The following is a 14,579-nucleotide window of genomic DNA, read 5'->3' as shown; positions in this document are numbered from 1 at the left end:
TATGCTAATGCCAAATCAACTAGCTTAAGCCGGTTTTTTTGCCAATTCTTTGTTTTCGTTTTCAAGTTCACGCTTCATTAGGTCCACCACTACCGGGGTAGCAATATAGATGGACGAATAGGTACCTACCAGTACGCCAATCAGAAGCGCAAAGGAAAATCCTCGTAATACTTCACCGCCGAACAGCAATAGTACGACTACCACAATTAGGGTGGTGGCGGAAGTGATCAATGTACGGGCCATGGTTTGGTTTATGGCATCATTGAAGAGAGATACCAATCGGTTGGTGCCTTTGTTGTTGATGTTCTCCCGTATGCGGTCAAATACGATCACGGTATCATTGATCGAATAACCGATCACCGTCAAGACGGCGGCAATAAATACCTGATCGATCTCAAAGGTAGCTCCGAAGGCACTTGCGATCGCAAAGGCTGCAATCACGAAGAATGTATCGTGTATCAATGCAATGATGGAAGCCAAGGAGAATTGCCATTTTCTAAAACGCAGCAATATATAAAGGAAGATCGCTACCAATGCAAAGAACATGGCTTCTATGGACGATGCTTTGATGTCGTCGGCTACTGTTGCGCCGACCTTATTGGAACCGGTGATGGCAAAGTCCCCACCATTGAGTTTAGTGGCATCGGGGATATAGGTGTACCCGGTGACGGTGGCAATGCCTTCTCTAACCCGTGTTTCTACTTCGCTGTTTGCTTCGTCCGAATCTTCATTGATCAGGTAGGAAGTAGTCACCTTCAGGACGTTATTGGCACCGTAGGTTTTTACTTCCACCGCTCCGTCAAATTCATTATCCAGTCCAACCTTCAGGTCTGAGGCAGGTACGGCTTCGCTAAACTCCACGATGTAATAGCGGCCTCCGGTAAAGTCTACACCAAACTTCAGCCCGTTGACCACTGCGATCAAAAGTCCCAAGACAATGACTCCTGTAGAGATTATGTAGGCAAACTTTCGTTTACTCAAGAAATCGATATTGAGTCCGCTGAGGAGGTTTCCGGCAAACGGCGTCGCAAAGGATACTTTGCTCTGATCCCCTTTTTTGCTCATCCAGTGCACGATTACCCGGGTAATAAATACGGCTGAGAAGAAGGAGGAGGCAATACCTATCATCAGCACAATGGCGAAACCTTTTACGGGACCTTGGCCCAGTGCATACAGGATAGCACCCGTTAGAAACGTGGTGACGTTTGAGTCAAGGATGGCGCTGAATGCTTTGTCATAACCTGCGCTTATAGCTTGTAGCAAGCCGGCTCCGTTTTTCAGTTCTTCTTTGATACGTTCAAAGATCAATACATTGGCATCAATGGACATACCAATGGTAAGTACGATACCAGCAATACCCGGCAGGGTAAGTGCACTTCCAAGCTGGGCCAATATACCCAAGATAAAGAAGATGTTAAACAAGAGTGCGGCGATGGCCACAAAACCGCCTTTTGCATAGTAGGCCACCATAAAAAGGACCACAAGTACCAGTCCGGCGATCATGGAGTTTACGCCCTGTGCCGACGCTTCTTTGCCTAGGGTTGGGCCTACAATCGCTTCTTCCACAATTCTGGTAGGAGCAGGCAACGCACCGGATTTTAAGATATTGGCCAAGTCTTTGGCCTCTTCGATGGTGAAATTACCGGTAATTTCCGATTGACCAGAGGGGATTTCTCCCTGCACGGTAGGCGCTGTGTAAACATAATCATCCAACACCACAGCAATTCTCCGTCCGATATTATCAGCAGTAAGTTTTCGCCATCTTCTGGCACCGTCGGCATTCATTTGCATACTTACGGCAGGGCGAGATGCCTGATCGTAGGATTGGCGGGCATCGGTGATTACGTCCCCTTCCAAAGGTGCTTGCTCCGAACCTCTGGGAGCTTTGATGGCATGCAGCTCCAGCAATTCCATGTTATCTGCCCGCTGTGGCTTCACAGACCACAACAAACGAATATCTCGGGGGAGGATGGACCTCACGTCTTCCCGACTGAGGATCCGGTTGATCGCAAGGGTGTCTCTGACTTCGTATACCAGGCCGTAGTTTGCCTTTAGCAGGGAAAAGAGCGGAGATACATCCTGACCCAGTTGGTCTTCAGTTTCGCTTCCCTCAGCCAACTGACGGGCTAGGTCACTCTCCAGATCCGTGGTATCCGCTAGCGCAGGGGTGCTTTCGTCGGCAGGCTTATTGGCTCTTGCCTCTGCTACCAAGATGGCGTTTACTTGCTGAAGGGCGTCACCAAATTCGTTGATCTCGGCTACCTCCCAGAACTGAAGCTTGGCCACTCCCTGAAGGAGGTTTCGCACGCGCTCTTGGTTATCCACGCCAGGAAGTTCGATTTGGATTCTTCCCGAGCCTTGGATCCGCTGTATGTTCGGTTGAGAAGTTCCGAACCTGTCAATCCGTGTACGGAGTATGTTAAAGGAGCGCTCAATGGCATTTTCTACTTCCGTATCAATGACAGATAGAATCTCGGCATCGGAGGTTTCCAGCGAGATACGGCCCCTATTCGCAGCAGTAGCAAAAATGGTATTGAGGGCTTTTCCCCCAGATACTTCGCTCCAAGCCTGGGCAAATAGGCTCACATAAGAGTCGTTTGTAGTTTTTGCACGTTCGGAGGCCAATTCAATGGCTTGGTTGAACTGGGCATCTTTGCTGTTACCAGCTAGTCCCCGTACAATTTCCACGGGAGATACTTCCAGGGTCACGTGCATCCCGCCTTGAAGGTCAAGACCAAGTCCAAGCTCGGTTTCTTTGACTTCTTGGTAGGTAAACGGGAATCCGAGGAAATTATATACGGGCTCCCTCCAAACGGAATCCATGTAACTCTGCCGTTTGGCAAAGTCTATATTTCCGGATTCATCCGTAGCATATTCGGTGGCCCGATTTTGGACCCCGTTTGATACTAGGGTAAACGATAGATAATACAGACATAGGGCTGTGATTATTACCGTAAAAAACACAATTACGCCTTTATTTTGCATGGGTGTAGGTAATAGTTATAACTGTTGATTAAATGAAATACTGATCTGTAACCATAGAGACAAGAAGGCAATCAACGCCTTCGCTCTTCTGATGCTTGAATGGGTAATTTAGAAAGTAGGATAGTTCACTTAGGGTGCGTTGGCCGACACAATGTGTTCAAAAAGTACTTCTAGAAAATTATTGGGAAGTTGGATAAAGTCAGTGCTAAAAAATGTCTGTGGCTTCCGGGGAGTAGCAATTTCGTATATGAAATGCAGCACGTGATCCACGGCCACCATCACAAAGGGGACTACCGCATCTACCGCATTGTGTACAAAGGTGGCATGCTTGTCATCCCTGTCAGTATCACCCGCATCTGCAGCAGTCTGATGCGTGTTGACTTCGTCAACTTGCGCATGGTGTACCAAATAATCTGCACCTGATACCAGTGCACAAAAGACCACCACCATCAAGATGGCGAATCGTTCTTTCCAAAGCCGGTAGGTGTCTTGCGAAATCATCGGGTGCAAATATATAAAAAATTATCAAGATCAAAGCAGGAATTGAAGGAATGTTAATCTTTTTGTACGCTATAAATCAACTAGTTAGTAATGTAGGGAAGAGGGTGATTCGGGTATACAGCCAGCTATACTTTCATTTTTAGGAAGGATTTGATCACCTCAAGGGCCTTTTCGAAGCCTCGGTTGTTTGGCACAATCAGGTCTGCATCGTGTTTGAATGGTTCTATGTATTTTTCATAAGTAGGCATGACGTGCATTTCGTAGCGATACAGTACATCATCCAGGTCATAACCTCGTTCTACCTTATCGCGAACAATCCGGCGCTTGAGTTTAATGTAGTCTTTCGCGTCGATAAATACCTTAAGATCCAATAACTGGGCAAGTTCCGGGTAATACAACACAAAGATGCCTTCTACCACCACTACCGGTGCTGGTTTGAATTCCAGCGTTTTTGGGGTTTTATTTGGGTTGTTAAAGGTGTATTCTTGGCGGTGCACGGTTTCTCCATGTTGAATCCTGCGGATGTCTTCCGCATATTGCTCAAAGTCGATGGAGTGGGGAGTATCGAAATTATGGATCCCTTTCGAGTCCACGGGCTGAAGGTGTCGGGGCTTATAATAGTTATCCTGAGAGATCAGACAGACCTGATTCGGCTCAAATGCATTCAGCAGTTTATCCAAAAATAACGTCTTTCCCGAGGCACTGCCGCCCGTAATTCCGACAATAAAAGGTTTTTTCATGGGAGTCAAATATAAAAATATTTTTCTAACCTCCTGATCGGCTTTCATCAAGCAGAAAAGCTGCTAACTGCGCGACGGCCCTGCCCCGATGGCTGATGGTATTTTTTTCTTCCAAGCTAAGCTCGGCAAAAGTACGTTCATAGCCCTCGGGCACAAACACGGGGTCATAGCCAAATCCATTGCTTCCTGACCTTTCGTCCGTGATACTTCCTGCAGCTTTTCCTTCAAACTGGTATTCCTTGCCCTTAAGGATCAAGGCGATCACAGTACGAAAGGCCGCGCTGCGGTCTTTTATACCTTCCATTTTTTGTAGCAAAAGGTCTACGTTTCGTTCGTCGCTGCGGGGCGGTCCCGCAAATCTCCCCGAATAAACCCCCGGAGCACCATTTAGGGCAGTAACCTCCAACCCGGTATCGTCTGCAAAACAGTCCACATGGTAATGATCATGCAGGTAACGGGCCTTTTGAAAAGCATTGTGCTCTAATGTGTCCCCGGTCTCTGGAAGCTCTTCCGAGCAGCCTATGTCTTTTAAAGATAGAATTTCAATGGTGTTTCCCAACGCAGCCCGGATTTCCTCAAGCTTTTTCACGTTGTTACTGGCAAAGCAGATCTTTCGCATCGTTTTAGAAAGGTAAATTGTAATTGAAGGTCTATTGAACGTGTGTAATACAGTAAGTCTCTCGATCAAAGGCAATACTTGCCGATAATTTCCTGTGTTAGGTTTTCAAGGTAATGACGGTCAATGGAGTCAAATGCTGCTAATTTCTCCGAATCTACATCCAATACCATGGTGACGGAACCGTTATGTACTACCGGTACGACGATTTCAGACCTGGATGCGCTACTGCAGGCGATGTGTCCCGGAAACGCTTCCACATCCGGTACCAGAATCGTTTTCGCCTCTTTCCAAGCGGTACCGCAAACCCCTTTGCCAAAAGCAATTCGGGTACAAGCTACGGGCCCCTGAAATGGTCCCAATATCAGTTCATTTTCCTCGACAAGGTAAAATCCGACCCACAGGAAATCAAATGCGGATTTTAGAGCCGCGGCGATGTTGGCCAAGTTGGCGATTTGGTTGCTTTCGGATTTCACCAAGGCCTCTATCTGAGGCAAAAGGGACGCATAGAGATCGCCTTTGGAGGTGGTGTTGGGAATGAATAGGTCTTCTGCCATAAAGGTAGCCCAGAGAGCGTTACGGAGTTACAGAGTTGGTTTGGCAACGCATACATCGTTTATGTATAGATCCAGTCGGTCGTCCTGTATGCTTCGGGTTTCCCATGGAACTTTGGTAATTTGCGGCGCAGGGATCCCATCTCCAAATACGGTATTCCCCGTAAACACCCTCGCTTCGTCCCAAAGTTCCCTTGAAATAAATTGCTGAAGCAGGTGGCTACCGCCTTCTACTATCAGGCTTTGGATTTTACGCTTTTGCAGGTCGGACAGCAGTTCTTCCAGTGAAAAACCCGGTTTCATTTGCACTAAATCGAGGTTTTTCGATTGTTCGGATTTTAGTAGGTTATAGCAGATGGTTGGCTGGCTCTGATCAAAGAGAAAGCTGTTTGGGACAAGGGTAAGGTGATTGTCTATTACAATGCGCACGGGATCCCTACCGGTCCAATCCCGGACATTCAGCCTAGGGTTATCATAGTGGGCAGTTTTGGTTCCTACCAAAACGGCATCCTCCTCTGCCCTCCACCGGTGGACTAGCTGACGACTTAGCGGGTTACTGATCCACTTACTGTCGTAGTTGGCCCTCGCCAAGTAGCCATCGCGGGTTTGCGCCCATTTGAGAATCACATACGGGCGTCCTTTTTCCATAGCGGTGAAGAAGCGCCGGTTTTGCCAGCGCACCTCCCGCTCCAGTATGCCTGTGACCACTGAAATTCCCGCTGCTTGCAGGATGCCTATTCCCTTACCTCCCACCAAGGGGTTGCTGTCCTTTGCGGCAATGACGACCTCATGTACTTTTTTGCTTACCAACAGGTCGGCACAAGGAGGAGTTTTGCCGAAGTGGGCGCAGGGTTCCAAGGTCACATATACGGAGGCCCCGACCAAAAGTGAAGAATCAGCTACCGCAGCCACCGCATTGGGTTCGGCATGTGGCCCACCGAATGCTTCGTGGTACCCCTCTCCGATTATATGTCCGTCTCGCACGATCACACAGCCAACTAATGGATTGGGGCTGACAGAACCGGTGCCCCATTCGGCAAGCTCCAGGGCTCGCTTCATGTATTTCTCGTGGTGTTCCAAGATCTTATGGCGTTGGTATGGGGCTAGGAGAGAGGCGGAAATTGCCGAGGGTGTATACAGAGTCTGGGGCAACTAGGATTGAGAAGAGAGTATCTAAATGGGTGGCCTGTGGTTGAATATGAATGCGGTATGTGCCGGAAGTCAGTCCCCGGAGCCGAAATTCACCATTTTTAGCACTCAGGGTAGCGATGGTGTCGGTTTCGGTGAAGGCAAATATGTGGGGCGTTGCCTCCGCTGGCTGTATCGTTCCCCGGAGCTCACTCCGGTTTTCCATTGAAAATGCCCGAAGGGAGGGTGCCAGGGTAAAGCCCCCCGAAGTATTCTGTTGGATGGATTTTGCCAAGTTGATATCCAAGTAAATATCCCAAGCAAAACCGGCGCTTGCTTGAAGATCCATTTCGACTGTCAGCCGCTCATCGGCGTTGGGAGCAGGTTGTAACATGATTTGCTGTCCATCCTTAATCAGGTAGTGCGTATCTCCCAATAGCAGCCGAATGCGGCTTACCTGTCCGGCCCTAATTTCTTGTCTACCTAGCAGGAGCCGTTGGCTGCCCACTAGATCAGAAACCTTCACCATTTTATTGGAAGGAGTGTAGGGGATGTAAGACCACTCCGCATTATCCAGTCCCCGGGTTCCGGCAGGAAGAATTTCAACCCCTAATATCTCAAGCCATACCTCATCAAAGTCACCTGGAGCGTCAATAAGCAATACATTAATCAGTGCCTTTTCGTCAGCAGCCATATTTTCGCAGGCAGTGGGAAATAGCATCACCAAGCATGTGAAAAGCAGGGATGCATTCCGGAGGCCAACTGAAAGAAAGGGGATTGATTGCCGCATGGTGGGTTGGGGTAACCTATTAGAGATTCAACGCAAAAATAGTGGTTTCGTTGAAAACCGTCTGTTACTTCTTCCATTAAGTTGGCTTTACTGTTTCCATATTCGTCCATCTTCGACGATATACCATCTTTTACCGGCTTCTTCCAGAGAGGGCAGGGAGATTTTGAATCGGGTCTTGGTTACCTCAAATTCGGCATCTGCCGCCGGTTTGGTCATCTGAAGCTCATTTGGCTGCACTGCATATCGTAGGTTTTTTCTAAAGAATGCTTTTTGGGCGTCGTAGTAGTCCCTCAGTTGGGTTTTCACTTTTTCATCCGGCCGATGCTCAAACGCGACATTGGCGGAGCCAACTTCCAATTCGCTGAACTGCACATAGCCCCAGCGATCCGGGACATGCATATTGATGACACCTTGGGGCGACCACACCCAGTTGTCTTCCGGGTAGGATTTCTCTGTTGCAGGGTTGATGACTTTTTTATACGTGTTGTTTTCAACTTCGAGTCGCCATTGGACGCGGGAAAAATTGATCCTCCATTGATTGCCATCTTTGGGTCTTGGATAGGACAGCGATGACCAGGGAATGGCCATCTCTACCGACCAATAGTCGTCTTCATCTCGGGGATCGTTGAGCGTGCCCTCCAAATAAACGGCGTATTCAAAGTCGTTGATGTTCCAGCCATTGAGTGGTTTGCCCCCATCTTTGTAAGGCTTGGTGAGCAGGAGATCCCACAATGTTCCGAGTGCGTTAATTTCCCATTCGTAATAATTATGCGTGTCGCCATCCGGATCCAAAAATACTTCTATGTCGTTTTCGTGGAAAATCACCGATTCCCTCTCAGTGTAGGTAGCCCACAGGTGGGGTTCGTCCAACTTGACACCTATATAGAAGTAATGTTCGTCCCACATCATTTTCATGCGGGTAAGGTGGGCGGGTTTTAGCCGAGTATCGCCTTGTATGTCCACAAAGGCCTCCGACCATTGTGCGGATTCCCAGTGTTTGTCATTTAGTTTTCCGTCAATTAGCGGTTTTTCAGGTGTTTGATAAGCCACATAACCGAGGGGAACGGATTCCGTTTGTGCCCATGCCATAGGGCTGATCCAAGTAGCAAACAACAAATAAACAAGAGCAGGTTTTACTTGCATGTAACAAATGTTAATAGTTTAGACGGGATAGATTCGACCGATTTGTGCAGCCGGTTATTGGGTTTATTTGGTGTTTTTGGTTTTTTATTCAACGACCTTTTGCCTTTCCAAGTAAGATGTGCATAGTCACAAATGAGCCGTTTATAAAATTACGTTCCGCTTGTTTCATTTAGTTAAATAAATTTAGGCATTCTTAACTAGCGACATGCGAAGCGATGTATGCGCCAAAATAAGGTAAAAGCAGCTGGAATGCTGCAAGGAGTTTTACTTGTTTTTGGGATTGAATGATAAACGGTATGGTTACAAGAAGAATATATACAAGATGGTGTTTGTATTTGGTTTGCCTCCAAGTCGGTGTTTCCTGCAGTGATCCTTCGGGACAAAAGCAAAAACAGGGTCAAGTGCTGCGTGAGGTTCCGGTAATCGAAGTAGTGGCAAAAGATACCGTGCTTCACCGACAGTTTGTGGCCGATGTGATGGCAGTGGAGCATGTGGAGCTGAGGGCCCGTGTGCCTGGATTTCTAGAAAAAATCTATGTCGATGAGGGCAAGGAGGTGAAAAAAGGGCAGCTTCTATTTAAAACCAACGATCATGAATTTATGGCGGAGCTCGCAAAGGCAAAAGCCAACCTTCAAAGTGCTTTGGCAGAAGCGAAGGTCATGGAATTTGAGATCGAACGGCTAAAAGTGATGGTAGACAAGAACGTTATCTCTGAGTCGGAGCTTGATATGACCAAGGCCAAGTATGAGGCGGTTCTCGCAAAGATAGAAGAAGCTAAGTCAGCTGAACAGAATGCAGCAGTACAGGTGTCCTACACAGAAATCCGGGCACCGTTTGATGGGATAATCGACCGGCTGCCGCAGCGCACCGGGAGCTTGATTGATCCAGGGACCTTGTTGACAACGGTGTCGGATGTGAGTGCCGTAAACGTCTACTTCAATGTATCGGAGCGGGAGTACTTGGAATACATCAAATCCAACGCGGAAGAAAGGCTCAAGCATAATATGGTGAAGTTGATTTTGGCGGATGGGTCTAACTACCCGTACGATGGGTTGATTGAAACGATGGAAGGGGAATTTAATGTAAATACCGGATCTATTGCGTTTCGGGCAAGGTTTCCAAATCCCGATTACATACTCAAGCATCGTGCAACTGGCAAGATTATCCTTTCCAATTCCGTCCGAAATGCGATTATCATTCCCCAAAAGGCGGTTTTCGAAATTCAAGACCGTAGTTTTGTTTACGTAGTAGGAGAAGACAATCAGGTGGAAATGCGCAGCTTCGTTCCCAAGGCACGTTTTTCACATTATTACATTGTGGAGTCTGGATTGCAGCCAGGAGAGCGTTTGGTTTACGAGGGTGTCCAAAGTCTCAAAGATGGGATGTCGATTATACCCAAAGCGCTGGCAATAGATCATGGCGAGCGTAACCTTTTGGATGAAGGGATTTCCATGGTCAATCCATATATGCCATAATCAGAAGAATATATTGCCATGTTTGATATTTTCATAAAAAGGCCGGTACTCTCGATCGTAATTTCCCTGTTTTTTGTACTACTGGGTATGCTTTCTCTTTTTAGTCTTCCGGTAGAACTATTTCCTGATATTGCTCCTCCATCTATTGCGATTCGTGCAAAGTACAGAGGTGCCAATGCAGAGGTATGTGCAAAGACCGTTGCTACTCCGCTGGAAAAGGTGATTAATGGGGTGCCCGGTATGACCTACATGACTTCCGTTTCTAGCAATCGGGGTACCAGTATCATCAAAGTGTATTTTGAAGCAGGTACGAATCCCGATTTGGCTGCGGTAGAAATCCAAAACCGGATTTCCACGGTGGTAAATGAGTTGCCCGAAGAGGTAGTAAAGGCCGGAGTAACGGTAGAAAAGCAGGTGGAAGGACTGCTGATGTACTTGAATGTGTTTAGTGAGGATACTTCGCTGGATGAGGGCTTTATATATAATTTCACCGATCTGAATGTGCTCCAGGAACTTCGTAGGGTAGACGGAGTGGGTCTAGCAGAAATCATGAGTACGAAGGATTACTCGATGCGAATTTGGTTAAAGCCGGACCGGATGACTGCCTACCGCGTTGCTACCGACGAGGTGGTGGATGCCATAAGAGCACAAAATATCGAAGCGGCACCCGGTCAGATTGGCATCAGTTCGGGTAAAGAGTCCCAAATGCTTCAATACGTGCTCCGTTATACCGGTAAGTTCTTTGAGCCGAAGCAATACGAAAACCTGGTTATCAGAGCCAACCCGGATGGGTCTATTTTGCGGCTCAGCGATGTAGCTGAGGTAGAATTCGGCTCTCTCAACTATGGGAGAATTTCCAAAACTGACGGCCGCCCCGCGGCTTCCATCATGATTATTCAGCGCCCGGGATCCAATGCCTCAGAAGTTATCGCAAATGTAAAAAAGCGGATCGCCGAAATTAAGGACGACACCTTTCCTACTGGAATGGATTATAAAATTTCATACGATGTATCCCGGTTTTTGGATGCTTCCATGCAGGAAGTCCTCAAGACCTTGGTGGAGGCATTTATTTTGGTTTTTATTGTGGTATTCATCTTTTTGCAGGATTTTCGATCCACGCTCATTCCCACGCTGGCGGTTCCCGTTGCACTCGTCGGGACGCTGTTTTTTATACAGATGATGGGTTTTTCCATTAACCTCCTCACCCTGTTTGCCCTCGTTTTGGCAATCGGTATAGTTGTCGATAACGCCATCGTAGTCGTAGAGGCGGTGCATGCCAAGATGCAGCAAACCGGATTGGGCCCCATGCCTGCGACATTTGCAGCGATGAAGGAAATTTCAGGAGCCATCATTGCGATCACCATGGTGATGTCCGCGGTATTCATCCCTGTGGCTTTTATGTCAGGCCCTGTCGGGATTTTCTACCGGCAATTTTCAATTACACTTGCCATCGCCATTGTGATTTCAGGGATCAATGCGGTCACCCTCACGCCGGCACTGTGTGCCATCATGCTTAAAAACCACTATGGAGAAAATCACGTCAAGTCTACGGGACTGTTGCAGCGCTTCTTTGATTGGTTTAACCGGGTGTACGGATATTTTGAGAAGAAGTACTTTGGTTATGTGGCCTACTTGGCACCCAAAAAGGGACTGACTACCTTGATGCTCCTTTTTTTCTTTGTGGGAACCTACGGGGTTAGCAAAATACTCCCTACTGGTTTTATACCCACTGAAGATCAGAGCATGATCTACGTAAATGTAACTACCCCTGTAGGTGCGACCGTGGAACGGACCGAGCGTGTGCTGGATGAGATGCAGCGGATGATCGAGGAGGTGGATGCCGTACAGTCGGTTTCTAGTTTGGCAGGGTACTCCTTGTCCAATGGCTTGTCCGGCGCATCGTTTGGCATGGCGATGATAAACCTAAAGTCCTGGAACGAGCGGGAGGGTACCATTCAGGAAACCATGAATGAACTAAGGGAGCGAACCAAAACGATTTCCGACGCCAAGATTGATTTCTTCCTCCCTCCGACGGTTTCCGGATTTGGAAATTCCAGTGGTTTTCAGCTGCGGGTACTGGATCAGACCGGTACCGGTAACTTGGAGAAATTGGGTGCGGTCACCGACGAACTCATTGCTGCCTTAGAAGCAGCTCCAGAAATCAATAATGCTTTTTCGGACTTTGATCCAAATTTTCCCCAGTTTATGGTGCATATCGATCAAGATATGGCAGCCAAAAAGGGAGTCACGATCCAAAAAGCCATGGGTACGCTGCAAATACTGCTGGGAGGTATGTTTGTCACAGATTTTGTACGCTTTGAGCAGATGTATGATGTCATGGTGCAGGCCGCTCCTGAGTACCGGTCTAAGCCGGAAGATGTGATGAATTTACATGTCAAAAACAATCTCGGCGAGATGGTACCGATCTCCAGCTTTCTGACCATGGAAAAGGCCTATGGGCCAGAGCAGCTCACCCGGCACAATATGTATAATTCGGCCACGGTAAAAGGAAGTCCTGCGCCTGGTTATAGCAGCGGAGATGCAATTGCCGCGATCGAACGTGTGGCAAATGAGGTTTTACCTCAGGGCTATAACTTTGATTGGTACGGGATGTCGCGGGAGGAGGTTCAGTCGGGAAATCAAGCTATTGTCATCTTTATCATTTGCCTTCTCTTTGTATATTTGCTTTTGGCTGCGCAGTACGAAAGTTTCCTGCTACCCCTTCCCGTTATTCTTTCCTTGCCCACAGGAGTGTTTGGTGCCTTTTTCATACTTTATTTGGTCGGGTTACAAAACAACATATATGCCCAGGTAGCGCTGATCATGCTTATTGGCTTGCTTGGCAAAAATGCCATCTTGATTGTAGAGTTTGCCATTCAGAAGCGCGGTGCAGGACATTCGGTCATAGATGCTGCCGTGGAGGGGGCTGTTACCCGTCTTCGTCCTATCCTGATGACTTCTTTCGCGTTTATCGCCGGTCTGATTCCCTTGGCCGTCGCCACCGGTGCCGGTGCATTAGGCAACCGTTCGATTGGTACGGCTGCCGCAGGGGGCATGCTGATTGGAACCATCTTTGGCCTTATCATCATCCCCGGGCTGTATGTCATTTTTGCCCAGCTATTTGTGAAGTCTAAGGCAGCTGATTCAAAAAAAGAGATGGAGTGGAAAGAGGAACTAACGGCATAGGGTTCCAATGATACGATCAAATAGCATATTTATGTTGAAAGAGAAATTTCGATACCTGTTCCTTTTTTTTGTGGGGCTATTGATAGCCGCTGCGTGCAAAACCATCGAGCCTCACACGCTACCGTCCATGGATCCGATTCCTGCGGTATTTCTTCAGCAGTCCGATAGCAGTAGCCTGGCGGATATTTCATGGCGGGAGTTTTTTAATGATCCAAACCTCATTGAACTGATTGAATATGGCTTGGAAAACAATCTGGATCTCCTAGCGGCGTTGGAGCGGATAGATATTGCCAATGCCCGTTTTCGAGTGAGAAATGGCTTGCGGTATCCTACGATGGATGCGATCGTTCGTTACCGCTCGGGAGATATCAGGCCGAATTTACTGAATGGTACCGTAAACGGCGATCGGAATGTTATCAACCGGGTGGAGAATAATTTTGTGGGTTTTCAAAGCACATGGGAGATCGATTTGTGGGGTAAGCTAAGGGACCAAAAGGAGGCGGCTTTTCAACAGGTGTTAGCGACGGAAAAGGGAAAGCAATTGGTCGTAACAAATCTTGTCGCTGACATAGCCACGCTATATTACGACCTATTAGGGATGGATATTGAGCTGGCTACTATCAGCCGCAACATTGAGTTTCAGGAAATGGCCTTGGAACTGATACGTATTCAAAAGGCGGCCGGAAGGGCTACTGAATTGGCGGTACAGCAATTTGCCGCCCAACTGCTGTCTACCCGTAGTTTATTGTACGAGAAGCAGCAAGAAATAGTGGAAACGGAAAACCACCTCAATTACCTGCTTGGCCGATTTCCTACTGAAATCCCACGGGCTGAATCATTGATGCAGATCAAGCTTCCCTTTGTCGCTGAGGTAGGGGTACCTTCTGATATGCTGTTACGTAGACCCGATATTCAGATTGCCGAGCACGAGCTACGCGCCGCTGAATACAACGTGGAAGCGGCAAGGAAGGCGTTTTTGCCCTCCTTTTCATTGACACCTTACATTGGTTTAAATGACCGTAGTATTCCCGCAGCCTTTCAATTTCCCGGAGCAATATCCGTTGGACTGCTGGGGGGCATTACGCAGCCATTATTTGCCCAAAACCGTATCCGCGCTGGGTATCAGGAAGCGAGTGCAGGTAGCCGAATAGCTGTTTTTGCCTATCAAGAAGCGATTTTGAATGGGTACAGGGAAGTGATGAACAAGCTGCAACGAATCGAAAACCTACGGAACGTGTACAGTCTACGAGACGAAGAAACAGCAGTTTTGCTAAATGCGGTATCTACCGCAAACGAACTCTATCGCGGAGGATATGCTACCTATTTGGAGGTAATTACTGCCCAATCCCGCGTGCTAGAGGCGGAACTGGGTATGACTAATACGCGGAGGCAAATGTTTTTTACCGTGGTGGATTTGTACCGTGCGCTGGGTGGAGGCTGGGAATAGGTATCTTGTCAAGG

At 47.8% G+C, this 14,579-nt stretch carries 11 protein-coding genes; 3 read left to right on the top strand and 8 right to left on the bottom strand.

Annotated features, from left to right (window positions below; genetic code table 11):
- Positions 1 to 24: 24 nt before the first annotated feature.
- From secDF to IAQ59_RS13375, 8 genes are all read right to left on the bottom strand, one after another.
- Positions 25 to 2,985 (bottom strand): protein translocase subunit SecDF, encoded by a 2,961-nt coding sequence (gene secDF, locus IAQ59_RS13410; protein ID WP_209331337.1) that lies wholly within the window; start codon positions 2,983 to 2,985, stop codon positions 25 to 27.
- A 129-nt stretch (positions 2,986 to 3,114) separates the two neighbouring features.
- On the bottom strand, positions 3,115 to 3,486 hold the full coding sequence (locus tag IAQ59_RS13405) for a hypothetical protein (RefSeq protein ID WP_209331336.1): 372 nt from the start codon (positions 3,484 to 3,486) through the stop codon (positions 3,115 to 3,117).
- 125 nt (positions 3,487 to 3,611) lie between these two features.
- Positions 3,612 to 4,226, bottom strand: a complete 615-nt coding sequence (gene udk / locus IAQ59_RS13400) for a uridine kinase (protein WP_209331335.1) — start codon at positions 4,224 to 4,226, stop codon at positions 3,612 to 3,614.
- Positions 4,227 to 4,251: 25 nt separating this feature from the next.
- Positions 4,252 to 4,845: a non-canonical purine NTP diphosphatase gene (locus IAQ59_RS13395; RefSeq protein ID WP_209331334.1), complete on the bottom strand. Its 594-nt coding sequence runs from the start codon at positions 4,843 to 4,845 to the stop codon at positions 4,252 to 4,254.
- 65 nt (positions 4,846 to 4,910) lie between these two features.
- The gene (locus IAQ59_RS13390) at positions 4,911 to 5,399 is read right to left on the bottom strand and encodes a GAF domain-containing protein (protein WP_209331333.1); all 489 of its coding nucleotides are present in this window, start codon (positions 5,397 to 5,399) and stop codon (positions 4,911 to 4,913) included.
- A 27-nt stretch (positions 5,400 to 5,426) separates the two neighbouring features.
- Positions 5,427 to 6,455: a bifunctional diaminohydroxyphosphoribosylaminopyrimidine deaminase/5-amino-6-(5-phosphoribosylamino)uracil reductase RibD gene (gene ribD / locus IAQ59_RS13385; protein WP_245189593.1), complete on the bottom strand. Its 1,029-nt coding sequence runs from the start codon at positions 6,453 to 6,455 to the stop codon at positions 5,427 to 5,429.
- Positions 6,456 to 6,480: 25 nt separating this feature from the next.
- Positions 6,481 to 7,314, bottom strand: coding sequence for a DUF4382 domain-containing protein (locus IAQ59_RS13380; RefSeq protein ID WP_209331331.1), 834 nt, complete (start codon positions 7,312 to 7,314; stop codon positions 6,481 to 6,483).
- An 87-nt stretch (positions 7,315 to 7,401) separates the two neighbouring features.
- Positions 7,402 to 8,457: a carbohydrate-binding family 9-like protein gene (locus IAQ59_RS13375; RefSeq protein ID WP_245189592.1), complete on the bottom strand. Its 1,056-nt coding sequence runs from the start codon at positions 8,455 to 8,457 to the stop codon at positions 7,402 to 7,404.
- A 296-nt stretch (positions 8,458 to 8,753) separates the two neighbouring features.
- On the opposite strand from IAQ59_RS13375, the gene IAQ59_RS13370 reads away from it, so the two are divergent.
- The 3 genes from IAQ59_RS13370 to IAQ59_RS13360 are packed head-to-tail and all read left to right on the top strand — an operon-like array spanning position 8,754 to position 14,565.
- Positions 8,754 to 9,932, top strand: a complete 1,179-nt coding sequence (locus IAQ59_RS13370) for an efflux RND transporter periplasmic adaptor subunit (protein WP_209331330.1) — start codon at positions 8,754 to 8,756, stop codon at positions 9,930 to 9,932.
- An 18-nt stretch (positions 9,933 to 9,950) separates the two neighbouring features.
- Positions 9,951 to 13,118 (top strand): efflux RND transporter permease subunit, encoded by a 3,168-nt coding sequence (locus IAQ59_RS13365; RefSeq protein WP_209331329.1) that lies wholly within the window; start codon positions 9,951 to 9,953, stop codon positions 13,116 to 13,118.
- A 31-nt stretch (positions 13,119 to 13,149) separates the two neighbouring features.
- Positions 13,150 to 14,565: a TolC family protein gene (locus IAQ59_RS13360; RefSeq protein ID WP_209331328.1), complete on the top strand. Its 1,416-nt coding sequence runs from the start codon at positions 13,150 to 13,152 to the stop codon at positions 14,563 to 14,565.
- Positions 14,566 to 14,579: the final 14 nt, after the last annotated feature.

Origin of the sequence: Lunatimonas salinarum (genome assembly GCF_017811155.1) — a bacterium.
Classification (GTDB): domain Bacteria; phylum Bacteroidota; class Bacteroidia; order Cytophagales; family Cyclobacteriaceae; genus Lunatimonas; species Lunatimonas salinarum.
This window is presented reverse-complemented; position numbering and strand designations above follow the sequence as displayed.